This window comes from Haloactinopolyspora sp. (assembly GCF_027324685.1).
In the GTDB taxonomy this organism is placed as follows: Bacteria; Actinomycetota; Actinomycetes; order Jiangellales; family Jiangellaceae; genus Haloactinopolyspora.
Window position 1 is genome coordinate 28,613 of the sequence record NZ_DAHVSH010000100.1, and the last position, 24,648, is coordinate 53,260.

The 24,648-nt window shown below is 68.9% G+C and carries 21 protein-coding genes; 7 read left to right on the forward strand and 14 right to left on the reverse strand.

Translation table 11 applies throughout. The features are described from left to right. Positions 1-11: 11 nt before the first annotated feature. Both M6444_RS11370 and rpsP read right to left on the reverse strand, forming a co-directional pair. Positions 12-248, reverse strand: coding sequence for an RNA-binding protein (locus tag M6444_RS11370; protein WP_298327064.1), 237 nt, complete (start codon positions 246-248; stop codon positions 12-14). Beyond that, a complete protein-coding gene (rpsP, locus tag M6444_RS11375; RefSeq protein WP_298327067.1) occupies positions 248-832 on the reverse strand; it encodes a 30S ribosomal protein S16 in 585 nt (194 codons plus the stop codon). Before rpsP ends, M6444_RS11370 begins: the two co-directional genes overlap by 1 nt. Before the next feature lie 301 nt (positions 833-1,133). Here rpsP and M6444_RS11380 point away from each other — a divergent pair, with 301 nt between their 5' ends. Beyond that, on the forward strand, positions 1,134-2,738 hold the full coding sequence (locus M6444_RS11380) for a BNR repeat-containing protein (protein WP_298327070.1): 1,605 nt from the start codon (positions 1,134-1,136) through the stop codon (positions 2,736-2,738). Positions 2,739-2,744: 6 nt separating this feature from the next. On the opposite strand, the gene M6444_RS11385 is transcribed toward M6444_RS11380, so the two are convergent. The 5 genes from M6444_RS11385 to ffh all read right to left on the reverse strand — a co-directional run bounded on the left by M6444_RS11385 (position 2,745) and on the right by ffh (position 7,774). Continuing rightward, complete coding sequence (locus M6444_RS11385) at positions 2,745-2,927, reverse strand: hypothetical protein (protein ID WP_298327073.1); 183 nt, start codon at positions 2,925-2,927, stop codon at positions 2,745-2,747. Between the two features lie 16 nt (positions 2,928-2,943). Further along, positions 2,944-4,182, reverse strand: coding sequence for an MFS transporter (locus M6444_RS11390; RefSeq protein ID WP_298327076.1), 1,239 nt, complete (start codon positions 4,180-4,182; stop codon positions 2,944-2,946). Further along, entirely contained in the window at positions 4,179-4,769 is a 591-nt protein-coding gene (locus tag M6444_RS11395; protein WP_298327079.1) for a winged helix-turn-helix domain-containing protein, read from the reverse strand. Before M6444_RS11395 ends, M6444_RS11390 begins: the two co-directional genes overlap by 4 nt. A gap of 303 nt (positions 4,770-5,072) precedes the next feature. After that, entirely contained in the window at positions 5,073-6,152 is a 1,080-nt protein-coding gene (locus tag M6444_RS11400) for an amidohydrolase family protein (RefSeq protein ID WP_298327082.1), read from the reverse strand. Between the two features lie 17 nt (positions 6,153-6,169). Beyond that, positions 6,170-7,774 (reverse strand): signal recognition particle protein, encoded by a 1,605-nt coding sequence (ffh, locus tag M6444_RS11405; RefSeq protein ID WP_298327084.1) that lies wholly within the window; start codon positions 7,772-7,774, stop codon positions 6,170-6,172. A gap of 119 nt (positions 7,775-7,893) precedes the next feature. Here ffh and M6444_RS11410 point away from each other — a divergent pair, with 119 nt between their 5' ends. Continuing rightward, on the forward strand, positions 7,894-8,748 hold the full coding sequence (locus M6444_RS11410; protein ID WP_298327087.1) for a lysyl oxidase family protein: 855 nt from the start codon (positions 7,894-7,896) through the stop codon (positions 8,746-8,748). A gap of 13 nt (positions 8,749-8,761) precedes the next feature. On the opposite strand, the gene M6444_RS11415 is transcribed toward M6444_RS11410, so the two are convergent. The 3 genes from M6444_RS11415 to M6444_RS11425 all read right to left on the reverse strand — a co-directional run bounded on the left by M6444_RS11415 (position 8,762) and on the right by M6444_RS11425 (position 15,134). Further along, on the reverse strand, positions 8,762-9,589 hold the full coding sequence (locus M6444_RS11415) for an ABC transporter permease subunit (protein WP_298327091.1): 828 nt from the start codon (positions 9,587-9,589) through the stop codon (positions 8,762-8,764). Between the two features lie 5 nt (positions 9,590-9,594). Continuing rightward, complete coding sequence (locus M6444_RS11420; RefSeq protein WP_298327094.1) at positions 9,595-10,578, reverse strand: ABC transporter ATP-binding protein; 984 nt, start codon at positions 10,576-10,578, stop codon at positions 9,595-9,597. Positions 10,579-10,781: 203 nt separating this feature from the next. Beyond that, complete coding sequence (locus tag M6444_RS11425) at positions 10,782-15,134, reverse strand: S8 family serine peptidase (RefSeq protein WP_298327097.1); 4,353 nt, start codon at positions 15,132-15,134, stop codon at positions 10,782-10,784. Between the two features lie 116 nt (positions 15,135-15,250). Here M6444_RS11425 and M6444_RS11430 point away from each other — a divergent pair, with 116 nt between their 5' ends. Together M6444_RS11430 and M6444_RS11435 are read left to right on the forward strand one after the other, a co-directional pair. Beyond that, on the forward strand, positions 15,251-16,267 hold the full coding sequence (locus M6444_RS11430; RefSeq protein WP_298327100.1) for a helix-turn-helix domain-containing protein: 1,017 nt from the start codon (positions 15,251-15,253) through the stop codon (positions 16,265-16,267). Positions 16,268-16,362: 95 nt separating this feature from the next. Beyond that, positions 16,363-17,364 carry a hypothetical protein gene (locus M6444_RS11435; protein ID WP_298327103.1) on the forward strand — a complete coding sequence of 334 codons (1,002 nt, stop codon included), beginning with the start codon at positions 16,363-16,365 and terminating at the stop codon, positions 17,362-17,364. Between the two features lie 29 nt (positions 17,365-17,393). Here M6444_RS11435 and M6444_RS11440 read toward each other — a convergent pair whose 3' ends face one another. Further along, the gene (locus M6444_RS11440) at positions 17,394-18,026 is read right to left on the reverse strand and encodes an alpha-ketoglutarate-dependent dioxygenase AlkB (protein ID WP_298327104.1); all 633 of its coding nucleotides are present in this window, start codon (positions 18,024-18,026) and stop codon (positions 17,394-17,396) included. A gap of 91 nt (positions 18,027-18,117) precedes the next feature. On the opposite strand from M6444_RS11440, the gene M6444_RS11445 reads away from it, so the two are divergent. The 3 genes from M6444_RS11445 to trxA are packed head-to-tail and all read left to right on the forward strand — an operon-like array spanning position 18,118 to position 19,205. Then, on the forward strand, positions 18,118-18,390 hold the full coding sequence (locus M6444_RS11445) for a hypothetical protein (RefSeq protein WP_298327106.1): 273 nt from the start codon (positions 18,118-18,120) through the stop codon (positions 18,388-18,390). Positions 18,391-18,414: 24 nt separating this feature from the next. Beyond that, the gene (locus M6444_RS11450) at positions 18,415-18,819 is read left to right on the forward strand and encodes a MerR family transcriptional regulator (RefSeq protein WP_298327109.1); all 405 of its coding nucleotides are present in this window, start codon (positions 18,415-18,417) and stop codon (positions 18,817-18,819) included. Further along, positions 18,819-19,205: a thioredoxin gene (gene trxA / locus M6444_RS11455; RefSeq protein ID WP_298327111.1), complete on the forward strand. Its 387-nt coding sequence runs from the start codon at positions 18,819-18,821 to the stop codon at positions 19,203-19,205. The genes M6444_RS11450 and trxA overlap by 1 nt, the downstream gene beginning before the upstream one ends. A 22-nt stretch (positions 19,206-19,227) precedes the next feature. Here the strand turns inward: trxA and M6444_RS11460 are convergent, their stop codons facing one another. From M6444_RS11460 to M6444_RS11470, 3 genes are all read right to left on the reverse strand, one after another. Beyond that, positions 19,228-21,351 carry a DUF6351 family protein gene (locus M6444_RS11460; RefSeq protein ID WP_363326330.1) on the reverse strand — a complete coding sequence of 708 codons (2,124 nt, stop codon included), beginning with the start codon at positions 21,349-21,351 and terminating at the stop codon, positions 19,228-19,230. Positions 21,352-21,729: 378 nt separating this feature from the next. Continuing rightward, the gene (locus tag M6444_RS11465; protein WP_298327115.1) at positions 21,730-21,915 is read right to left on the reverse strand and encodes a hypothetical protein; all 186 of its coding nucleotides are present in this window, start codon (positions 21,913-21,915) and stop codon (positions 21,730-21,732) included. A gap of 56 nt (positions 21,916-21,971) precedes the next feature. Next, on the reverse strand, positions 21,972-24,503 hold the full coding sequence (locus tag M6444_RS11470) for a polysaccharide lyase family 8 super-sandwich domain-containing protein (RefSeq protein WP_298327117.1): 2,532 nt from the start codon (positions 24,501-24,503) through the stop codon (positions 21,972-21,974). Positions 24,504-24,648: the final 145 nt, after the last annotated feature.

Sequence of the window (24,648 nt, forward strand, 5' to 3'; positions counted from 1 at the left end):
TGTGCGAGGTGTCAGCGCCCGTCGACGTCGACGAAGTCGATACGCACACCGGAGTCGGACAGCGCACCGATGACCGTGCGGAACGAGCTGGCCGTCCGCCCGCCCCGGCCGATGACCTTGCCGAGATCGTCGGGGTGCACTCTGACCTCGAGCAGCCGCCCACGCCGCAGTTGACGAGCGCGGACACGGACGTCGTCGGGGTGCTCGACGATGCCGGCGACGAGGTGTTCGAGCGCCTCGGCGAGCATCAGGACTCTTCCGTACTCGCCTCGGCGGCCGGGGCGTCGGCCTTGGTTTCGGGGGTCTGCTCGGCCGTCTCGTCGGCCTTGGCCTCGGCCTTGTCGTCAGCCTTGGCCTTGTCGTCAGCCTTGGCCTCGGCCTTGTCGTCAGCCTTGGTCTCGGCCTTGTCGTCAGCCTTGGCCTCAGCCTTCGGCGCGTTCTTCTTGGCCGACTTCTTCTTCGGCGTCGTGGCGCCGGACTTGGCTTCGCCGTGCACCTCGGCCAGCGCGGCATCGAAGGCGGCACGCTTCTCACCCTTGGGCTCGGCCACCTTGAGCGTGCCCTCGGCGCCGGGCAGCCCCTTGAACTTCTGCCAGTCGCCGGTGACCTTGAGAATCGCCGCGACGGGCTCGGTGGGCTGAGCGCCCACGCTGAGCCAGTACTGCACGCGCTCGGAGTCGAGCTTGATGTAGCTGGGCTCGACCTTGGGGTTGTACAGGCCGATCTCCTCGATCGCCCGGCCGTCGCGCTTGTTGCGGGCGTCGGCGACGATGATGCGGTAGTGCGGGGTGCGGATCTTGCCCATCCGCTTCAGCTTGATCTTGACAGCCACTTGGGCGGAGTCTCCTCGAGTTTTCACGCGCGAATGACCCGCCGCCACCCGAGTGGGGATCGGTGCCGACGGTTCGATGGACACGGCATCCGCGGGTGAGAGGGTCCACACGGGCACCGGTTCAACACGTCATTGTGCCAGATCGATCGCTGCCGACCCAACTCCACGGCGGCGGTGTACCGCCACGTTCTCGGCGTCCTGATTCGGCCAGGGGCTTGCTGTTCGCGACGATCTGTGTTTGAAACGTTACATCTCGTCGTCCGCCGCGGGCTTTGAGTCCGCGACTCCAGGAGCCCGTGTGATGCCTCACCGTCTCAGCTGCGCGCGGCGCACCGTCGTCGCCGGCGTGGCCGCCTTCGCCGCGGTCGCCACGCTGACCACTATTTTCGTCAGTTCTGCCCAGGCCGAGCCGAACGATCTGCCGCTGAATTGCGGCACCGTGCCAGACGCCGACCCCGCCGATGCGCCGCAGGAGGTGATCATCGACACCGTCTCGGTGGGCGACACCTGGGCCGGTCACTACGTCGGGCAGTCGATGGTCACCGATGGCGACGACCAGTACGTCGCCTACTACGGCTCCGACCGCGTCCTCACCGTCGCCCATCGCAAACTCGACAGCCATCAGTGGACCAAACAGCAGCTGACCTCCACCATCGACTGGGACAGTCACAACTACATCACCGTCAAGACCGACCGTGAGGGCAACCTCCACGTCGCCGGCAACATGCACAACGACGAGCTGCGCTACTGGCGCACGACGACCCCGGGAGACGTCACCACGCTGCAACGGGTGGCGCACATGACGAACCCCGAGCTGGAGAGTTCGGTGACCTACCCGGTCTTCCTCCGGCTCCAGGACGGCACGCTGGTGTTCCGCTACCGCGAGGGCAGCAGCGGCAACGGCGTCGACATCTACAACGCCTATGACGAGGCCACCGACCAGTGGCGAGCGCTGCTGGAGACCCCGGTACTGGACGGTGAGGGTGAGCGCAATGCCTACGCCGCTAAGCCGCGACTCGGCCCCGACGGCGACTACCACATGGTGTGGGTGTGGCGCGAAACCGGCATAGCCTCCACCAGCAACACCGTCTCCTACGCCAAGACCACCGATCTGATCAGCTGGAGCGACAGCGCGGATACCCCCGAGCCGTTGCCCATCACCCGCGCCGAGAGCGACGCGGTGGACCCCGTGCCGGTGGACGGCGGCGTCATCAACAACAACGTCCAGGTCGGCTTCGACGCCGACGGGCAGCCGGTGGTGGCCTACCACAAGTACGACGAGGACGGGAACACGCAGGTCTACGTGGCTCGCCCGGACGACTCCGAAGACGGCTGGCAACGCGTCCAGGTCAGCGACTGGACCGGAGCGTGGGACTTCTCCCAGCCCGGCACGCTGGTCTTCGAGGTCGAGATCTACTGGGCTCCGGAACTGACCGACGACGGCAACCTGCGCCTCGACGTCACCTGCCACGGCGACGCCCGTACCTTCGTCATCGACGGGCAGAGCCTCGAACCGATCGAGGAGATCGCCTCGCCGCCGACCGTCCCTGACTCCGTGGCAGCCGTCCGCTCCGACTACGAGCATCCACCGGCCGATGAGAACGGCACCGAGATGCAGGTCAACCTCAACGACGATTCCGGCGACGCCGGTTCGTTCCACGCCCGTCGGCTACTCCCCCAGCCCGGCGAGACCCGACGAGACCTGCTGCGTTGGGAAAGCCTGGGCGAGAACCAGGACCGTCCACGAGCCACCTGGCCGGACCCGCAGCCGCTCGAGGTCGTCGTACTCGGCACCAAGGAAGCTTGCAAGAACGGTGGCTGGCGCACGTTCCACAACCCGGGGTTCCGCAACCAGGGCGAGTGCGTCCGGCACGTCGTTCACCAGCTGCGCGAGCGTCGTGGCTGAGGCGAGCTACACCAGCCGGGCGCGCCAGGCTCCGGCGTGACGCGACAGTCGAGCCGACACCCTGGCGGCGCGCCGGGACCACCGTTCGAGTCGGCGTGCCCTGATCAGGGTTTGGGCGTTCCGGTTCTCCTCGGCTTGAATGCATCGTTCGGCGTGCGGGTCGTACACCCCGGCGTGCACGTACAGCATCGGTGACCTCCTCGGGTCAGATCGGTTCGGGAGCGTTCAGGACGGCGCCGGGCTCGGTGCTGACGGCGTCGAAGCGTGCCTGCTGGAGGGCGCGTACCAGGGCCAGCGCAGCGCACACGGCGATGGAAGCAGCCATGACGGCGACGAGGATGCGGTAGTCGACCGCCGCGATCAGCGCAGCTCCGGTGGCTGTACCCGCGGCCTGCGGGCCGTTGAGCGCCATGTTCGTCGCGGCCGAGACGCGACCCTGCAAGCGTGCCGGCGTCAGCCGCTGCCGCAGGGTGACCAGCCCGACCACCATCCACACCACGCCGACGCCGAGCACGGCCGCACCGACGGTGACGACGGCGACGACGGCGACCAGACCGGTCGCCATCCCCACCGCCAGCAGCGCCAACCCGGCCCCGATGGCCATCCGCTCACCACCGCGGCGGATCAGCCAGGCAGCGGTCAGGCCGCCGAGTACGGAACCGCCGCCCTGGATACTGGCGAGCACGCCGAAGAATTCGCTACCGAGTTCGAGCCCGTCATCGATGACGGCCCAGATCGTGGAGTTGGCGAGACCGGTGGCCGCGAACGCGACACCGACCAGGAGCACCGTCTGTGCCAGGCCCGGCACGCTCCGGATGTGCCGGACCCCAGCGGCCACCTCGCGCACGAAGCGTTCGCGCTCCCCCGACGGTGAGGCCGGCGTCTCGTCGACGCGCACTGTCACCATGGCGACGGCCGCGACGGCCAGCATCGCTGAGGTCAGTACCGCTACCGCAGCACCGCCGAACAGCGTGTACAGCCCCGCGCCGACCAGCGGTGTGAGCAACCGCAGCCCTTGATCGATCGTGCTCAGCGTGCCGTTGGCCGCGGCGAGTTCGTCGTCGGCGAGCATGTCACGCAGCAGCCCCGACTGTGCCGCACTGGTGAGATAGCCGACGCAGCCGTAGCCGAAGGTCACCACGTAGATGAGCCACAGCTGATCGACCGAGCGCACCGACAAGAGGACGAGGACGCCGAGGGCCGCGATGGCGTTGACGACGATGACCAGACGCCGCCGCGACACGCGATCGGCGATGTGGCCCGCGAGCGGAGCAAAGAACACCGGCAGCCCCAAGGCGAGAAAGACCAAACCGGCTGCGGCGTTACTGCCGGTGAGGTCCTTGGCCCAGATACCGAGCGTCAGGATCAGCGCGCTGTCGCCGAAGTTGCTGAACGTCCACGCCGTGCCCAGCCGCCGGAAGGCGGGCCGCCGCCAGGCGCTCATGCCGCAGATTCTGCTGCTGGGTCGACACTGGAAGCGCCGAGCACGTGAACCGGGCGAGCACCGGCGGGGCGCGTGGTCGGGTCGTCGCGTCGCTGCCGAAACCGCTCGCTGAAGCGTTGGTGCACCTCCATGATGGCGGTGGACATCTCCTTCGCCTCGTCGGCGGTGAGCCACAACGACGTCGTCGTCAATGGCGTGGCGTCGGTCCACTCCGGCAACTCGCGCCCGGCCCGCGCCAGCCACCGCTTGAGCCGGTCGGCCTCACGATCCACCACGAGCTGCGCGAAGACCGACACTTCCTCAACGGAGGCAGGGTCGTCGTAGTCCGGGCTGATGGTTCGGCTACGCGAGGCCAGCTTCCACGGCTTTTCCCGCCCGCGCGGCTCGCCCGGCACGACGTAGCCGTACTTCGCCAGCATCCGCAGGTGGAACGAGCAACTGGCGACGCTCTCACCGGTGCGCTCGGCACATTGCGTGGCCGTCAGTTCGGACTCCATACCGAGCAGGTCCAAGAGCTGCAGCCGCAACGGGTGCGCCAGCGCGCGCACGCTCGTCGGATCGCTGATCGCCTGTCGTTCGGAGGTCATGATGCTAAAGATACCTTGCTAAAGACTCCTTTAACAAGACTTCTTTAGCATGAGCTGAAGCGCTGCCGCCGGGGACGTTCATCAGCGCCCCCAGCGGAGTCCAGAAGGGGTCGTGAAGATCGTCGTGGTCGAAGATGCCGCTATACCGCGCACCTGGGACCACGACGATCTTCACGACCCGCCCACGACCATCATGAACCCGTTCCACGTTCGACTTCTGGAGGGTTTTCCACGCATCAGCAGCCCGTCAAGCGTGGACGACACTCCAGAAGTGGCAGAAGACGGCCGGCGGAACGAACGACGTCAGCGAACGATGCGTCCGCGCAGGACGATGCGGACCGGTTCCAGTAGCGTCTGGGGCTCCACCCGTGGGTCGGCGGCGTAGACGCACAGGTCGGCGGCAGCACCTTCGTCGAGACGACCGCTGTCGCCCAACAGGTACGCGCGTGCCTTCCACGACGCTGCGGCGACGGCGTCGACGGCCGGGATGCCGGCGGTGACCAGCTCGAGCACCTCGCGCGCGATCAACCCGTGCGGCAGATAGCCGCCCGCGTCGGTGCCCGCGAACACCGGAACACCAGCCTCGTAGGCGTTTCTCACCGTGTCGTAGCGACGCTCGTGCAGGGCACGCATGTGCTTGGCATAGGCCGGGAACTTGGCCACCCCCTGATCGGCGAAGGTGGGGAAGTTCGCGATGTTGATCAAGGTCGGCACCATGGAGACCCCGCGCTCGGCCATCTGCGCCAGCAGATCGTCGGACAGCCCGGTGCCGTGCTCGATGCCGTCGATACCGGCACCGAGCAGGTCCGGCAACGCCTCCTCACCGAACACGTGCGCTGTCACCCGCGCCCCGAGCTCGTGGGCGCGGGCGATGGCCGGCTCCAGGGCCTCGCGGGGCCAGCACGGCCCGAGGTCGCCCTTCTCGCGGTCGATCCAGTCGCCGACCAGCTTCACCCAACCGTCCCCGCGCCGGGCCTCCTGCTCGACGTAGGCGACCAGCTCCTCGGGCTCGATCTCCCAGCCGTAATTGCGGATGTAGCGGCGAGTCCGAGCGATGTGCCGACCGGCCCGCACGATCCGCGGCAGGTCACCACGCTCGTCGATCCAGCGGGTGTCGGCCGGTGAGCCGGCATCGCGCAGGAGGAGCACGCCGGCGTCACGGTCGGTCACGGCCTGGCTTTCGGCTTCGTCGTCGGCCACAGCGCCATGGCTGTCGAGACCGACGTGACAGTGCAGATCGACCAATCCCGGCAGGACCCAGCCGGTTCCCACGCTCTGCGCGCCGGAGACCGGCTCGTAGGTGACCCGGCCGTCGTGGATCCACAGGTCTCGGTGCTCAGCTTCGGGAAGCACCACGCCGCGGACGTGCCAGGCCGGACTCACCACGCCTCCCCCGAGGCTCAACGCTTCTTGAGGAACTCGGCGATGTCGTCAGGCAACTCGAAGTTTCCATCACCCGGCGCCTCGTCGCCGCCGCCGAACGCCGACGGCAGCTGCCCTGGCGCAGGTTGCTGATTGCGCTTGTCTTCGGCGGCGGCAAGCTGCGCCGCGCGCTTGGCCGGATTGCCCGACCGCGCTCCCCGCTTGCCCTTCTTGCCTTGTTTGGACTGCTTGCCCTTGCTCTTCTTGCCGCCGACACCTGGCATCCCGGGCATGCCACCCATGCCGGGCATCCCTGGCATCCCGCCGCCGAACTTGCCGCTGGCGGCCTGGCTCATCATGTCGCGGGCCATGAAGAACCGCTCGACCAGCTGATTGACGTCGCTGACCTGGGTGCCGGACCCGCGGGCGATACGTGCGCGGCGAGAGCCGTTGATGATCTTCGGGTTGGCCCGCTCTGCCGGCGTCATCGACTGGATGATCGCCTGGACGCGGTCGAGCTCGCGTTCGTCGAAGGCGTCCAGCGCTTCGCGCATCTGCCCGGCTCCGGGGAGCATGCCGATGATGCTCTTGAGCGAGCCCATCTTCTTGACCGCCTGCATCTGCTGCAGGAAGTCGTCGAAGGTGAAGTCCTTGCCGCCCTTGGCCTGCAATTTGCGGGCCATCTGCTCGGCTTCGGACTTGTCGAAGGCCTTCTCGGCCTGCTCGATGAGGGTCAGCATGTCGCCGAGGTCGAGAATGCGCGAGGCCATCCGTTCCGGATGGAACACGTCGAAGTCGGTGAGCTTCTCCCCAGCCGAGGCGAACATCACCGGTCGGCCGGTGACCGACGCCACCGACAGCGCCGCCCCGCCGCGCGCGTCGCCGTCGAGCTTGGTCAACACCACGCCGTCGAAACCGACGCCCTCGAGGAACGCGTTGGCCGTGGCGACGGCGTCCTGACCGATCATCGCGTCGACGACGAACAGGGTCTCGTCCGGCGACACGGCGTCGCGGATGTCCGCGGCCTGGCGCATCATCTCCTCGTCGACGCCCAACCGGCCGGCGGTGTCGACGACGACGACGTCGTACAGCTTCTGCCGGGCATGCTCGACACCGGAGCGAGCCACCTCGACGGGATCGCCCACGCCGTTGCCCGGTTCGGGCGCCCACACCGCCACACCAGCCTGCTCGCCCACCACTTGCAGCTGGGTGACCGCATTCGGGCGCTGCAGGTCCGCTGCCACCAACAACGGCTGCTTGCCCTGGTCCTTCAGCCACAGGGCAAGCTTGCCCGCCAGGGTCGTCTTACCGGCACCCTGCAGGCCGGCGAGCATGAACACCGACGGCGGCTGCTTGGCGAAGCGCACCCGGCGCGTCTCGCCGCCGAGGATCTGCACGAGCTCGTCGTAGACGATCTTGATGATCTGCTGGGCGGGATCGAGAGCCTGCGAAACCTCTTCACCGCGGGCGCGCTCCTTGACCGCGGCGATGAAGTCTTTGACCACCGGCAGGGCGACATCGGCCTCGAGCAACGCGACACGGATCTCGCGTGCGGTGGCGTCGATGTCGGCCTCGGAGAGGCGGCCCTTCCCGCGGATGTTCTTGAACGTCGCGGACAGGCGATCGGAGAGCGTGGCGAACACGGTGGCGTGGACCCTCGAATGTAGGCGACAGGAACGCTCAACACAGCCTAGCGTGCACCGCCATGTTCCCGATGACCGTGACGGGTACCCAGGGGCGATGATTCGGGCGACAATGACGTGTGGGGGATCGCCGATTCGGCTCGGCGGCCATCGGCGCACTGTGCGTGGCGGCCGCCCTCACCGCGTGCAGCGACTCGTCCTCGACCAGCGGTGATTCTGCTGGCGGCAGGGCGCCCGCACCGGCTCAAGCCGAGTCCAACGACCTCCCCCGCCGCGCAGGGGCGCCGCAACTGCTGCTGCCGAACCTGCGCAGCCTGCCGGCCGAGGACGTCCAGATCCGCCGCACCGGCGACGGCGGCCGTGAGCTGCGGTTCGGCGCTGTGCTGGCCAACGTCGGGGACGGCCCGCTGATCGTGGTGCCCGACGTCGGCGGGGACTGCCCACCCGACCAGCGCCACGCCGCCCAGTCCGTCATCGGCGATGCGGACGGGGACCAGCGCTACGACACGGAGATCGACACGCCCGCCAAGACGGTTCCGGCCGGGTGCATGCTCGACCATCCCACGCACGAACACTGGCACTTCGACGCCTCGGCCTCCTACGTACTCACCCGCCCGGGCCGGGCGGCCCGGATCGCCGCGACGGACAAAGTCAGCTTCTGCCTCCGCGACAGCCGCCGACTGCCCGGGTCACGGTGGCCCGGGGCGAGCCAGCGCTACGACGACTGCGACCGCACCAGTGTCCAAGGCATCACCGCCGGTTTCGCCGACGACTACGACGTCGAAACCCCTGGCCAATCGCTTCCGCTGGCCGACGGCCTGCCGGACGGCATCTACTGCCTGACGCTGCGCGCCGACCCGGCGAACCTGTTACGCGAGACCGACGACACCGACAATGCCGCCGTCAGCGCCGTACGGATCAACGGAACACAGGCGGCCGGTGCACCACCGACCGCCTGCGAACGCTCGCCGTGAGTCGCCCTCGGCCTCAGGCATCCCGCCGGGCGAACAAGGCTCCGGCGACGGCCAGCAGCAGGATGGTCTCGCCGACGAACACGCCGTAGCCTGTCCACGGCCCCAGCAGGTTGGGGTTGAAGGAGTCCAGCATCGCCACCACCGAGCCGGCGTTGCCAGGCATCAGCTTCGTCAGCCATTCCCCCGCCACGCCGGGCACCAGGGCCACCAGGTTCCCGACCACGAACACCAGGGCGATACCCACGGTCACCGCTCCGGCAGTGTGGCGCATCAGCATGCCGAGACCGAGGCCGAAAACGCCGAGCGTCGCCAGGTACAGCCCGCCGCCGATCAGCGACCGCAGGACGCCCGGATCGTCCAGGGCGAACCCGACGCCCTCGGCGGACAGGAACGCGTTGCCCGCGGCGAAACTCGCCACCGATGTGATGGTGCCCAGGACGAGGAGCAACCCGCCGAGCACCGTCGTCTTGGCCAGCAGCACCGCCCAGCGGCGAGGTACGGCCGCCAGAGTCGAGCGGATCATGCCGCTGGAGTATTCGGCCGAGGCCACGATGATGCCCAGCACCAGCGCTCCGATCTGGCCGAACATCATGCCCCAGTTGACGAACGAGCCAGGCGTCTCGCCGCCGGCGTCTCCGGATGCCAGGTCGCCGGCGACCGCCCAGCAGATCAGGGCCGTCAGCCCCACGCTCACGACGATCATCGACGCGAGCGTCCACATGGTGGAGCGCACGGAGCGAACCTTCGTCCACTCGGCGCTGACGATGCGGCCGAACGTGACGCGCTGCGGTGGCGCGGCATGCGTTCGCACCGCACGGGGTTCGGTTGCGGTGATGGTCATGGTGGTCACACTCCAGCCGGGTTCAGGTCGGCGCGTTCGTGCGCATCGGGCGTGGATCCTGGAGCGGGCGTGGCCGCGGCTGCGGGAACGGCGGCCTGATACTGGACGGCGTCCGCGGTCAGCCGCATGAACGCGTCCTCCAGTGAGGCCTGCACGCTGCCCAGTTCGTGCAGGTAGAGCCGCTCGGACCCGGCGAGGTCGCCGATCTCCTCGGCGGTGGCGCCATAGACCGCCATCGCGCCGTCATCGGTCGGTTCGACCGTCCAGCCGCGCGCGCTCAGCCGCTCGGCGAGCTCGGTGGCGTGCGGGGAGCGCACGCGGACGTAACTCGCCGAGTTGCGGGCGATGAAGTCGTTCATGTCGGTGTCGGCGAGGATCTTGCCCTGGCCGATGACGAGCAGGTGGTCGGCGGTCAGTGCCATCTCCGACATCAGGTGACTGGAGACGAACACGGTGCGCCCCTCGGCGGCGAGGCTGCGGATCAGGTTGCGAATCCAGCGGATGCCCTCGGGGTCCAGGCCGTTGACCGGTTCGTCGAACAGCAGCACGCCGGGGTCGCCGAGCATGGCGGCGGCGATGCCGAGGCGCTGGCCCATCCCGAGCGAGAAGCCGCCGGATCGTTTGTGCGCGACAGCGCCCAGCCCGACGAGCTCGATCACCTCGTCGACGCGGCGACGGGAGATGCCGTTGCTCTTGGCCAGCCAGAGCAGGTGGTTGTAGGCGCTGCGCCCACCGTGGATCGCCTTGGCCTCGAGCAACGCGCCGACCTCGTGCAGCGGCGCCGGGAGGTCGCGGTACGCCTTGCCGTTCACGGTGACCGAACCGGACGAAGGGTGATCCAGGCCCATGACCATCCGCATGGTCGTGGACTTCCCGGCACCGTTCGGGCCGAGGAAGCCGGTGACCGTGCCCGGTTCGACGGTGAAGTCGATGGCGTCGACCGCGGTCGTGTCTCCGTAGCGTTTGGTGAGTTGTCGTGCCCTGATCATGGCTGTCCTCACGTGGTCGTGTCGGTCGATCGGCGGCGTATCGAGCACCGCACGACTGCCACGCTAAGGCCACCCGGACCGCTGAAACAGCAGGTCAAGGGTTGATTCAGGGATGTGTCAGGGTGAACTCCGGGCCACCCCTGAGGGGTGATCGTTGGCGCGTCGTGGTCGCTGTGGCAGCCACGACGCGCCAACGATCACCGCTACCGGATTCGAGCCCGGTGGACGCCACCCTGGTCGGTGCCGGCGAACAGCCAGCGCCCGTCCGGGCTCGCAGCGAGCGAGACGACGTCGAGGTTCTGCAGCCCGCCGGAGACGTTCACCCAGGTGTGCCCGCCGTCGGAACTGCGCAGGACCCCTCGGCCACCCTTGATCAGGCCGTTCGCGCTGTACGACCCGGCCGCGGCGTACCAGACGTCCGGATCGCGCGGTGAGACCACCACGTCGCTGACCATCATCGGCACCCCACCCGCGTCAGCGGTGGTGAAGCTCTGCCCGCCGTCCTCGCTGACCTGAATGACCGGGCCGGCGGCGACGATCCGGTCCCCGGACATCGCCAGCGCCGTGACCTGACCGTCGGTCACTTTCTGGACCGTGTGGCCGAAGTCGTCGGAACGGTAGAGGCCCGACGAGCTGCCCAGCCACAACCGGTCCGGATCGTCGGGATCGGCGACGACCGTCGTGAACACCTCATCGTGGAAGAGCTTGCGCCACGTGTCTCCGGCATCGGTCGTGACGAACAGGCCGTAGCCGTCCCGGCTACCGAACGGCACGACCACGCGCGCCGGATCGGCCGGGGTGAGAGCGAGGTCGTACGCGACCTCATGCGTCCTCCCGCGTACTTCCCACTCCTGCCCGCCGTCGACGCTGCGATAGACCCAGAACTGTGACAAGGCGTCCGCGCGGATCTTCCACACCGTCTGCGGGTCGTGCGGTGACGGCACGACGGTGGCCACGCGGGTTCCCGTGTGCGCCTCGAACCCGGACAGGCCCCACTCGGCGACGTCGGCCGGAAGTTTCGGGCGCGTCGGCAGTGCGGTGTCGTACACGTCCGCGTCGGTCCCGGCGAGCAACCGCGCCTCGCCTTCAGCGTCCTGGACGACGGCCAGGTCGTAGGCCGTGCGGCCTTGGACGCCGGTGCGCTGCGACCCGGCGCCGTCGCGGTCGGTGCGGAACATCCCCGCGCCGGGTGACGACCACAGCAGATCGTCACCCCACCGGGCGAAGTCGTCCTCGATCGCGCCGGGCACCGGCTGAGCGAGCGTGGTCCACGACGTTCCGTGGTCGGCGCCGAGATGGTTGTACTCCCGGTACGTCGACACGATGATGTCGCCGCCGTCCATGTGGATGTCGAGGGCACCGCCGTCGGGCACGTCGTACAACTGCGACCACGTGGCCCCGCCGTCGTAGGACCCGACGACGGTGTCGTCGCCGGTCAGCATGGCCACCACGACGTCGTCGGCGACCATGCCGTCCACGGTGCCCACGCCGGCAGCTTCGGAGTCGTACACCTGCTCCGTCGTCGACGGCTCACCGGCGACCACGCCTCGTAGTGCCCACACTCCGGCCGGGCCGGCCAGGAACACGTCGGTGCCGCCGACATCGGCATCCCTGAGTTCGTCGCCCACCGGGTTCGGATGGCCGGACCACTGCTCGCCGCCGTCGCGACTCACCATGACCGCGTCCTCGGTCACCGCGACGAGCGTCTGCGTGCGCGCGTCGCTGACCAGCTGAAGCACACTGACGTCCGGGAAATCCAGAATGCGCCAGGTCTCGCCGCCGTCGTCGGTGCGCAGGATGCGGCCTTGATACGTCGGGTCGAGGAGAACGTCGAAGACGCCGCCCGTGCTGCCGTTGACCGCGTACCACATGGTCTGCGGGTCGGCTGCGTCGACGACGATGTCGCCGGTTCCGCCCGCTACGGGCAGCCGGTTGTGTTGGCGCCACGTCCTTCCGCCGTCATCGGTCGTCCACGGCCCGGCTTTGGTGTACTGGGTGATCGCGGCGACGTCGGGGTCGGCGGCCGTGGTGGCGATCGGGCCGCCGTCGGCGTTCGGGCCGATCGGCTGCCAGCTCACGGGGCTGGGCGAATTCCCGACCGGTGCGGCCACCTCGAAGCTGCCGGAACCGTGCAGGTACCGTCCGTCGTCCGTGGTCACCGACGCCCGGACGGCGTATGCACCGACGTGTTCGCCGTGCAGTTCGGCGCGGTACCAGTTGCCGTGGTCGTGGTGCGCGGGCACGTCGTAGGGCGCGCCCCGAGGCGGCGTCACGGTCACCACCGGCGGCTCGGAGACCGCCACAGGAGTCCAGACGAAGCCCTCCGACGCGCCGTCGGACGGATCAGGCGAGGCCTGCACCACCAGGTGCCGCGCTGCGAGCAGGTACGGAATGCGCACCTGCGGAACGTCCGCGCCAGCGGTCGCGACGACCCATCCGGACAGATCGGCGTCGTACTCGGGGGTCTCGGCTGAAACCGCCACCTGCACCTCGAGCTCGCCGCCGGCGGGTATGACCGCCTCCCTCGGGGTGACCGTCGCCGTTCCGACGCTTCCGGGTGCCGCCTCGGTGGTGAGGGTGACGTCGAGGTCGTCGGCGCCGAGATTGTGCAGCGTCACCGTGCTGCTGCCCTCGACGGTGTCCCCGGCCATGTCGGCCAATCCCATCGATGCCGCCGTCGGTGTGGCCATGAGCGACGTCGAAGCTGCGGCAGGCACGTCCAGTCGACCGGCGCCCGCCGTCGTCGGTCCGGCCTCCAGGCCCTTCGCCGAACCCACCAGCCGACCACTGATCTCGGCCACCGACGCGTCCGGGTGCAGCTGGCGCACCAGCGCCGCCGCACCGGCCACGTGCGGTGCGGCCATGCTGGTACCCGACAGTCGGTAAACGCCGGGCTCCCATTGCGCCAGCGGCCAGGTGGAGGCGATCTCGACACCGGGCGCGACCAGGTCCGGCTCGATGCTGAAATCGTCCGTCGGGCCACGCGAGCTGAACGACGCCACCTGGTCGGTGATGTCCTCGCCCGCGATCGCGATGCGCACCGGCCCTTCGGCGAGGTCGCGGACCACGCGTTCCCACTGCGTCTCGGCGAAGCCGAGCACGACGAGACGATCCATCCGGAAGCTCTCGCCGGATTCGATCCCGCGCAGCGGCACCTCGACCGTTCCGGCCTCGTCCGCGCTCACGAGCTCACCGGTTTCGCCTGAGAGCATCGGGCCGGAGCCGGCTCCGGTGTAGGCGATCAGTGCCAGGGCGCCGCGGTCCTCGGCCAATCTCGCCTGCTCGAGCATGTGCGGCTGGACGTTCTCCATGCCCCGCGGGAGCCGGGCGCGGTAGGCGACGATCTTGCCGGTCACGTCCCCGATCCGGTCGTAGTCCTCCTCGGTCCCGTCCCCGACGTCCACCAGCTCACCGATCACCGGCTCGTCCGGTGGCGAGGCAGAGTAGGGCACCCGGAAGGTCTGCAGCGGCTCCTGCCGCGGTTCGACGAGGTCGGCGACCGGCAGCCGGATGCCACTGGCGGAGGCGCCCACGGACAGCACCCCGTCGGCGAGCGCCGGTGAGCCCACGGTGTGCGCTCCTGGTCCGGAGTTGCCGGCCGAGGCCACGACGACCACACCGGCCTCCGTGGCCGCGGTGGCGGCCTGCCCGAGCGGGTCGGTCCCGTCGCCGGGACCGCCGAGGCTGAGGTTCACGACGTCCGCGCGGTGCGGGTTCGCAGGGTCGATCGCCGCTTCGAGGCCGGCGATGATGTCCGCCGTCCAGCCGGAGCCATAGGAGTTCATGACTCGGTACGCGGTCAGTTCGGCCTCCGGCGCCACCCCCACGACCTCACCGTCGCCGGCGATGATGCCGGCCACGTGGGTGCCGTGCCCGTTGTGCTCGTCCATCGGATCGGTGTCGCCGTCGACGAAGTCGTAGCCGGCGACCACCTTGTGCCCGGGGCCGAAGGCTCCGCCGAGCGACGGGTTGGTGTAGTCGATGCCCGAATCCAGGACTGCCACCGTCATGCCCGCCCCGCGCACCGGGGCGCCGTCGGCGTCGTCGCGCTCCCAGACCTCGGGAGCACCGATGAGCGGCACACTGTCGTCGGTAGCGCTGCGGATGCGCTGATCGGGCACCACGTCGGCGACGCCGGGCAGGTCCGCGAGCCGCTCGACGTCGGCCTCGCTGACCGTGACGGCGACGCCGTCGATCAGGTCGGTGAACTCGCGAACCGGGGTCACCTCGAGTCCGGCGTCGTCGGCGGCAGCGAGCATGTCGTCGTGAGCGGCGCGCAGGTCGGCGCGGTTCGCATCCACCTCGGCCATGATCGTCGACTCCGCTGCGGCAGAGCCAGCACCAGCCGAGGTCAGCGCGGGTGTGCCGGCCATCATGACGATGACCCGGATCGGCGTTTCGGTGTCGGTGGGGGTACCGGATGCCATTGGAGCGACTCCGGCGGTGCCGAGCGCGACGACAAGGGTGGCGCCGAGGCCGTATCGGACCCGGCTGGGGCGAGACGGTGAGCCGGCGGACGTGGATTCGCGGTACATCGTGCTCCCGGTGTCGGCCACGGCGACGGGGGATTCCGTGGCGATTAGACCTATTCGTACTGGGCACGATCACCGAACACAACGGATGATCGGTGGCCGATTGCGGCCTATGGCACAATGCGGCCACACTGTCCGCCATGTCCGATGAGATCTCCGACGAGGTACGTCCCGACGACTCGCTCGTCGACGACCCGCAGGCGCTGTCCCTCGCACCGGTCGGCATCAGTGCGTTCGACGAACGCGTCTACCGCGCCCTGCTGAGCCTCCCGGAAGCCACGCCCGCGGCACTGGCCGAGCAGCTTGGCGCACCGGAGAACCGCGTCGATCGCGCCTTCACCAGACTGCGCTCCTACGGCCTGGTCACCCGGATGGCCGGGCGGCGACGCCGGTACACCGCCATCGATCCCGAGGCTGCCGTCGAGGCGCTGGTGCGAGATCGCAGCAACGAGCTGGAGCGCGTCCGCAGCTCCGTGCTGGCGCTGTCGTCGGTGTTCCACGCCGTGCGGCGACGCGGCGGCGGGGGCGGCACGGTCGAGATCCTCAACGGGCCCGAAGAGCTCGGCCGGTGGTTCGTCCGCCTGCAGCATCAAGTCCACGAAGAGATGCTCGTCCTGGACCGCCCGCCCTACGCGCTCGCGGCCACCAACCCCGTCGAGCCGGTCAGCCTCGATTACGGCGTGCGCTGGCGCGCCATCTACGCACCCGAGTCGTTGGAGATGCCCGGGGCACTGCAGGAAGTGGAGCAGCTCGCCGCCCGGGGCGAGAAGGGGCGGGTCCTGCGCGGACTGCCGATGAAGCTGGCCATCGCCGACCGGCGGCTGGCGCTGATGCCGCTCGACCTCGACGTGGAGCACGCTCAGGCGGCGCTCATTCGCGAATCGACCCTCCTGCAGGCGCTGCTGGAGCTGTTCGAGGTCTACTGGGAACGTGCGGTACCGGTGGGCTCGGCCCCGCCCGAGGAGCCCGGCGATGGAGCCGAAGACCACCGATTGGCCCAGCTGATGGCTTCAGGGTTGACCGACAACGCGATCGCTCGGCAACTGGGGTGGTCCACCCGGACGATGCGACGGCGCACTCGCCGGCTGTTCGACGAGTTGCAGGCGGCGAACCGATTTCAAGCCGGGGTGCAGGCGGCCCGACGCGGCTGGCTCTAGTTCGCGTGGCGACGGCCGCCATTCCCCCGACAGAGGGACTGCACTCCGTCGCCGCGGGGACGCGCTCAGCTTCGCTGTGCGGCCAGGCTGGCCGCATGACGATTCACCAGCATGCGACCCGACCCGCCGCACGATCCGCGCCGAACCGGTTCGCCGCGATCGCCCTGACGATGGCTACCGCCTACACCGCGCTACGGCTGTGGTGGCAGGTGTCGACCCAGCCGAGCGAGCTCTCGCCTGTGGGCACCGATCTCGTGCTCACGTCCGGATGGGGCACGGTCGGCCTGTGTGCTGCCGCCGCCATGCTGGCGGGCGTATTGGTCGTCCGGCCGGTGTCCGGCGTCCCCGCACACGCGGTGCGCATCACGGCGGCGGCGGTCGGCCTGGCGATGGTCACCGCGGGCGCGATGCTGCTGCTCGACGTCGTCGGCGGGGTGCTTCCTGGACTTGGCATCGAGTTCTACCCGCTCGGGGCGCTCAGCCGCACCGTGTGCGTCGGGTCAGGACTGGCCCTGCTGCTGGCGGTGCGATCGGATCTGCTGGCTGCGCGGCCGACCTGTCGGACCTGCCGGCGACTGTGGGCGATGACCGGAGCCATCGACCACATGCCGCGTTGGGCCTACGCGGCAGCGTATGTGTCGGTGGCCGGTTGCGTGCTCCGGATCGGGGCGCAGGCGGCGGTGGGCTTCGACCGGTCACCGCTGAGCGCCGGTGCCTCGGCGCTGCTGTTCGACCTCGGATTCGTGCTGGCCGGTTCGCTGCTGCCCCTCGCGCAGGTCCATCAGTTCGGCCGGATCTGGCCGCAATGGGTGCCTGGGCTGCGAGGGCGCCGGGTACCGCGCCCGCTGGTGCTGTGGCCCGGCATCGCGGTGTCCGGATCGATGACGGTCTACTTCGGGTTCATGCAGATCCAGATGATCATCGAGCGCCTCAGCGGCCGAAACCCGTTCCCGCCGTCGGACGGCATGGGCGACCTGCCGGAGGCGTTCTTCTGGGTCGCCATCCCCGGCTATCTCATCTGGGCGGCCGCCCTGGCCATGGCGTCTTTGGCTCATCACCGGCACACCAAGCGGCGCTGCGCGACGTGCGCGCTGTGATGCACCGGCCGCCATCTGTCGGTCCCGACTCAGCGCACACCAGCCGGCCGGAACTGCACGCTGATGCGCGGGCCGACCGGGCGATTGGTCTTCGGTACGGCATGCTCCCAGGTCCGCTGGCACGAGCCACCCATGACGAACAGATCGCCGTGCCCGACGGAGAACTTGAGGCTCTCACCGCCGCCACGCGGACGCAGCAGCAGGTTGCGCGGCTCACCGACCGACAGGATCGCGACCATGGTGTCTTCGCTCTTCCCCCGGCCGATGCGGTCGCCATGCCAGGCGACGCTGTCGCGACCGTCGCGGTAGTAACACAGCCCCGCCGTGCGGAACGGCTCGCCCAACTCGGCGCCGTAATGGTCGTTCAGTACGTCGCGCGCCTCGATCAGCACTGGATCGGGCAGGGTCTCATCAGCGCCGTAGAACCGGATGAGACGGGGAACGTCGACCACACGTTCGTACATCTCCCGCCGCTCGGCCTGCCAGGGCACGGACTCCGCCAGCCGGGCGAACAACGAGTCGGACCCGTGCACCCAGCTACGCCGGAGGTCCACCCATGCGCCGGCGGTCAGCTCCGTACGCTCGACGCTCGCCCCCAGAGCACCCACACCCGCGGGCTCCAGCGGTTCGTCCAGCAGCGACGCTTGGAAGGCAACAGCCATAGACCGACCGTACCTCGGATTCGAACGAACGTTCTAGTGTCGTCGCGGAAATCCGTTGTCCCGGCGCCGATCCGGGCACATCATCGTGCCCGTGACTGCGTCGCGACGCGCCGACATGTTCACCGCCGACGGCAAGCCCTCCGACGACGACCCGCGCGAACACGGGCCCACGCTGGATGACGAGCGCACCACCTTGAGCGAAGCGCTGCGCTCGGCCCGACTCACGTTGGAACTGAAGTGCGCTGACCTGGACGCCGAGGCCATGGCGCGAGCGGATCGACGGCCGTATCGGTCAGTAGCCGGCGTCGTCGTCGAACCTCGTCCGGGTTGCTGCTCGCCCGCCGTCGTGCTTGCCCTGACGTGAGCGTCAAGGTCTACCGTCATGGTCATGCGCATCGGCGACCTCGCCTCCGAGGCGGGCATCACGACACGGGCACTGCGTTTCTACGAGTCGCAAGGGCTCATCACCGCGCAGCGCGCGCCCAACGGCTATCGCGAGTACGACGAAGCCGACCTGCGCCTGGTCCGCGAGATCCAGGCCCTGCAGAGCATCGGGTTCAGTCTGGACGACACCAGGCCGTTCGTCGACTGCCTCCGGGCCGGGCACGACACCGGCGACTCGTGCGCGGAATCCATCGACGCCTACGAACGCAAACTGGCCGACATCGACGCCTGCCTCGGCGTCCTCTCAGCGCGGCGGGCCCAGGTGGCGGACAAGCTCGAACGTGCCCGAGCCCGTCTGGCCGCCGGCTGTCCGACGACCACCACGTCCACCACCGAGCAGGAGCATTGATGCCGAGGACAGACTCCGACAGCGCCGTGACGATCGTCACCGACGCCACCTTCGACCACGCCGTACTTCAACATCCTCGACCGGTCCTGGTCGACTTCTGGGCCGAATGGTGCCCGCCGTGTCACATGCTCGCACCCGTCCTCGAGGCCGTTGCGCGCGAGCGTGCTGACTCGCTGACCGTGGCGACGATCAACAACGACGAGAACCCCACGACCGCAGCGCGGTACCGGGTGTTGTCGCTGCCGACGCTGATGGTCTTCCGCGACGGGCAGATCACGATGGCCGTCGTCGGAGCACGCCCGAAAGCACGGCTGCTGGCCGAGATCGACGAAGCACTCAGGCCGACAGCGCCTGGACTGGCTCAGACACCTGGACCGCGGGGCTGACCAGATCCAGGCCCACTGTGCATCAGAACCGCAGCCAGGTCCCCGCCAGGCCCTGCTGCTCCACGCCGGGCTCGGAGTAGTCACACACTCCGTCGGCGAAAATGGCCTGCAGCCGGTCCCACTGCTCGTCCGTCCACTCCACGGCGTAGTCCGCAGGATCTGGATCCTTGCGGCGGCATTTGATGATGTCCGCCGCGACGCTCTCGCCGGCGACCTCACGGGGGAACGACGCGGATGGGTACAGCTGCTCGCAGGTGCTGTCCGGGTCGCGGTCCAGCGGCTCGGCGATGAACGTCGGGTTCGGCTCCCGGGTCTGGCAACCGTCGACCAGCTCCGCCGGCCGCGCGCTGGCGATCTTGTCGATCTGCGCCCGGTCGGAGTCGTCGGCCGCGATGTTGCGCAACCACCGGTCCATCTGGGTCACTGCATGCACGACCAGCGGATTCTGCGTGCTGAACCATCCGTGCATACGGTCGTCGAGCAGGCTGACGTGGTTGACACTCGTGCCGTTGGCCTTCTCGAGCCGTTCCCGCATGGAGAACGTGTGATACCGGACGTGGATGTCGCCGTTCGGGGCGTCGTCTGCGTACGAACGGTGATCGATGATGGGGATCTCGGCCAATCCGCCGCCGCCGTTGGTCAGCCGCCCGGTCCGGTAGGCCGCGCGTACGGCGTGCAGGTCGGCTTCGCTGCGCTCGGGGCCGATGGTGGCGTCGTCGTCGAACCCGCCGACGTTCTCGTTGAGATCGAGGAACTGCTCGGGCGTGATGGTCGCGTCGTTCAGCGCAGCCAGGCCGTACTGGATGCCGACGTTGTCCAGGGGTCGTCGGGCGAACCCGGTCTCCGGGTCGACGCCGTAGACGTTGACGGTGTGGTCGTACACCCCGCAGCGCACCCCGCCGGGGTTGGTGTCCGGGTGGTATCGCTGCTCGGCCGGGACGCTGTCGCAGAAGGCACGGGGGTCGATACGCCGAGCACCCCAGGCGACGTTGGGGGCGGTGGCGTAGGTGACGAAACCTGTCACCGCACGCTGCTCCTCTTCCGTCCAGGCCACGTCGGGGTCGCTGGTGAAGTAGTGGTCGAGCAGCCAGGCGTCGGTGATGAAGTTGACGGTACTGAACCCGACGTCGGGGAACGAACACCCGACGACGATCCCGTCCAGGATGCCCGGGTAGTTGTCCGCCATCTGATGAGCTTGGTACGAGCCACCGGAGCAGCCGAAGCCGATGGTGTGATCCATCGGGCCATGACGTTCGACGAAGAGTTCCTTGACCATCATGGCCGACTCCGCCGCCGTCACGTCCGAGCAGTTGTTCCCGAAGACGTTCAGCGACGACGACATCAGTGCGTAGCCCTGCCCCAGCAACACCTCGTCCGTCACGCCGCCGGTGGTGCTCCCCTGCCGGTACCACCCTCCGGCGCACCCGCCTCCGAGCGTGTAGATGGCCGCCCCGTTCCAGCCCGCCGGCCGGGTGGTGACGTCCGGCTCTGGCTCCGGCTCGGCCAGCGGATCGTGCAGGATGCTCGTCTGGTACACGGCACGGTTCACGGTGCCGGTCTCCATCCGCACGATGAACGGCACCTGCGCACCGTTCACCGTCGCGGTCGCCAGATCGTCCGGATAGGCCGACGCCTGGGCCGGCCAGGGCGCGTACTGGTCGGATGTCGTCCGATAGAAGTAGTCGACCCTGGTCTCGATGGAGCAGTTCTCATCCAGCGGCGCGCCGAGGGTGCCACCGACGACCGGCACCTCGAACCCCTCGGTCTCGCAGGCGAACGGTTGCTGGTGCGGCCCCGAGAAGACCGGACCCTCGATGGGATGGTTGATCAGCGTGAGCTCCGCCGACGGCCGGTTCGAGCCGCCCGTCGTCACGTGTAGTTCGTTGGGACCTTCGGCCAGGCCGGTGACCAGTCCGGTGAGGGTCCGTTCGGCGTCGTCGAACTCGAAGGCGCCGGTGACGTCGCGACCGTCGACGGTGACGTCGACGCGTCGCGGCGGAACGTGGCGCGGCAGGTCGACCTGAACGAGCGCGTCGCCGCCGGTGACCATGTCCGCGCGGCCGGACAGCGTATCGACCCGCAACTCCCCCAGGCGCGCCGGAGGCCCGTCAGCGACAGCGGCGCCGGGCAACCACAGCACGGGCATGATCACGGCGGCGGACGCTGCTGCGGCGACGACACGGCGTCGGCGGATGACTCGGATGGGTCTCGACATGGGCGCACCTCTGGGTGGAGACGGCGGGTTGCAGGCGGATTCAGCTTCGCCACCGGTGCCGCGCTGTGCAGTCGGCGTGCCGCGGGCCCTGCCCGCGGTTGCTGGACAGCGTGGCCCAGGCGCCCTCGAACGTCAAGATCTAATCATAAATTACTTTAAATGCACTTCTGGTTGTGGCGATCATGAGGCATCAGCGGCCGCACCACGCCGCAGACGACCCATGATCCACCCAAAACGACGATCATGATGCACCCACAGCCCCACCACTCCGCAGACGACCCATGATCCACCCCAGAGCGGTGACGCTGCTCAGCCGAGTAGTGCCCCGAACGCCTCATACACCAGGAACGCAGGCCAGACCAGCGCCTTGAGCACCGCCAGCACGTACTCGCCGAACGTCGAGGCCTGTTGCCAGAAGTAGACCAGCGCCCCGATGAACGCCAGTCCGTAGAACGCTCCCCCACCTGCGCCTGCCGTGCCGGACCTGTCGGTCATGGCGACCTCCCCCTGTCAACACTATTGTCCTCCTGCCGGCGCCGATGATCGAGAGCTCAGCCGCGTAGCCGGATCGTCCGCGTGCCGCCGTAGAGGTGATGGGTGTCGACGTCGAGGCGGGTGCCGTCGTCGGTGTGGCTGACTCGTACGCCTCGCCCGGAGGAGATCTTCGTCAACCGCCGGCCGCGCAGCACGACGGTGACGGAATCGCGCCGCATGGTGGGGTCGGATACGGCCACGGTGGTCACACGGTCGGCCCGCGTCTGTACGAGCACCGATGCCGCCCCGTCGATGACGATTCCGGCCGCCTCGTGGCTCCCTGGGCCGAACGTGTTCGCAGCCACGAGGTTCAGCCCGCTGTGCGTGATCGCCTGCACCTGCACGTCGTTGGCGACGACCGACAGCCGGCCGTCGTCGTAGACCTGCATCCCCTCAGCCGTGGCGTGCGGCACCAGCGCGTACGCCAATGTCGCCGGCTCGGCGCCCGCAGCGTGCTCGTACGTCACGCCGAAGACGTTCTTGGTGACGTCGGTGTCGCGATTGGACAGGCGGATCACGCGGTGGCTGCGGGTGACCTCGTCGAGTGCGACATCGACCGGTCCGCCGCCGAGGAACAGATAGCCGACCGCCGTCCCGTGTGTGGCGTTGGCGTAGCGCAACCAGCGCAGGTCGGCCGTCCCCGGCCCCGCCCACTCGTCGCCGGAACGCAGCACTCCGTGCACGGTCACGTCGTCCGACGGTTCCGCCAGCCGGGAGTCCACCGTCGTCGTCACCGCGCGCCCGGCTTCGTCCCCCACCCCCGCGGCCAGCACCACGATCTCGTCGTCGAGCAGGAACCACGACTTGGTCGCGTTGGCGTTGCGGTAGACGACGAAGTCGTCGGGCAGGATGCCCTCCTGCTTGTCGGCGTAGGCGACGTCGTCGGACTGAATCAGCGCGGCCGCGCCGTAGGCGCCCAACGTCGCCCCGCCAGAGTGCTGATTGGTACCGCGCGGGAAGTACACGTACGTGTTCTGCGACTCCGACGACGACGTGAACTCCAACGGGTGGTCGGGGTTTTCGTACCATCGCTCGCCGTAGAGCTGCGGGATCGTCTGGCGCTGCTCGACCGGGGCCGTGACACCGGCCAGCCGGTACGGCGACACCACGGTGTAGTAGTCGACGCCGAACGCCTCGGCCTGGTCGACGCCGGACAGGTACAGGTAGTACGCGCCGTCGCCCTGGAACCACGGCATGAGGTTCTCGCCGTTCATGTACTCGTACTTGCTGATCCGATCCGAGCTGCGGGCGAGTGCGAACGCGTAGCCGGGACGACGATGCACGGTGCGATCCATGGCGTTGAACGCCACGGTGCGCGAGGCAGGGTTGAGATCCGCCGGCACGATGCTGTCGTCGTCGACGATGTCGGCGTAGCGCGCGATGCTGATCGGGGATTCGAAATCAGACGGGTCGAGCGTGGTGCGTGAGCTGGCCCGGATGAAGGCGACGTAGCTGCGCAGCGCGGCCGCGTCGGCACCTGCGGAGTAGGCGGCGAGGTCGACCACGGCCTCGACGATGACGGCGACGTCGTCGTAGCCGCTGCCGGTCCGCGACACCGCGCGGCCCTTGACGATCTCCATCATCCAGCCTTCGAAGATCAGCGGCGCGAACCCGTTGGCCACCCACCTGTGGACCACGGGCACCAGCGCCTCGCCGTTGGCGTATCCGCTGCCGTCGAGGATCTTCAGGGTCTGGACCACGCGGGTGAGCAGCGCTTTGCCGTAGGAGCCGGTGTAGGCGACCGAGTGGTGCTGGATGAACGAGCCGTCGGCGTAGTAGCCGTCGGTGTTGCCGTGCTTCAGGTTGTACGGGTCGATGGTGGCGAAGACCGTGAGCTGGTCCTCGATCGCCTTGTGGATGCGCTCGTCGTCGCCGAGGACGGCTCCTTGCAAGATCCGGTTGGTGGTGATGTCGGCGAGGTTCGCGCCGGTGTGGAAGCGCGAGTCGAGGTCGACGTCGCCGTCCTTGCCGCTGCGCAGATAGGCGTCCATGGCGGCGACGTAGGTGTCCACGAGGCCCGGCCGTTGCGTACTCACCACGTCGGCGAGCAGGACCAGGATCCGGGTGACCGAGTTGGAGATGCCGATCTCCCAATGGAACCAGTTGCCGTAGTAGCCCGCTGACTGGTCGCCGTAGTAGTTCTCATACAGCCAGACCAGCCCGTCCAGGACCCGTCGCTGCACCTCGATGTCGCCCTGCAGGTCCGAGCCCGGCGTCCGGGTCGCCAGCGCGATCTCGTAGAGGTACTGGTACGCCGCGTTCAGGTTGGAGCTGTCGGTGCCGAGCGGCTGACCGGCGAACAACTCGCCGTCTCCGGCGGTGTCCAGGCGGTGCAGGCGGTCGGCGGCCGTGCTCACGATGGCGGCGACCTTGTCGGCGACCTCGGGCCGAGCGTTGGTCTGCTCGGTGCCGGCGAAGATCGCCACGGTGTTGGCCAGCACGCGGTCGGCGTCGGTGGCGGCGGCCGCGCCGGCGAGGCGGGGCGCCAGGACGGGCAGGACCCCGGCGGCAGACAGGAGCGACAACAAGCGACGGCGGGAGAGATCCATGGGTGCCCCTCGAAAAGGTCTAGACCTGACGAGGCGTCAGTCAAACAGACGAGCGGCGCGGCGGCAAGCGCTTACCGTCGCGCCTATGGCGCGCTTCCGTGCCGCCCCTGTGCATGCACTGTGCGTGCGCTGTGCGAGATCTGCC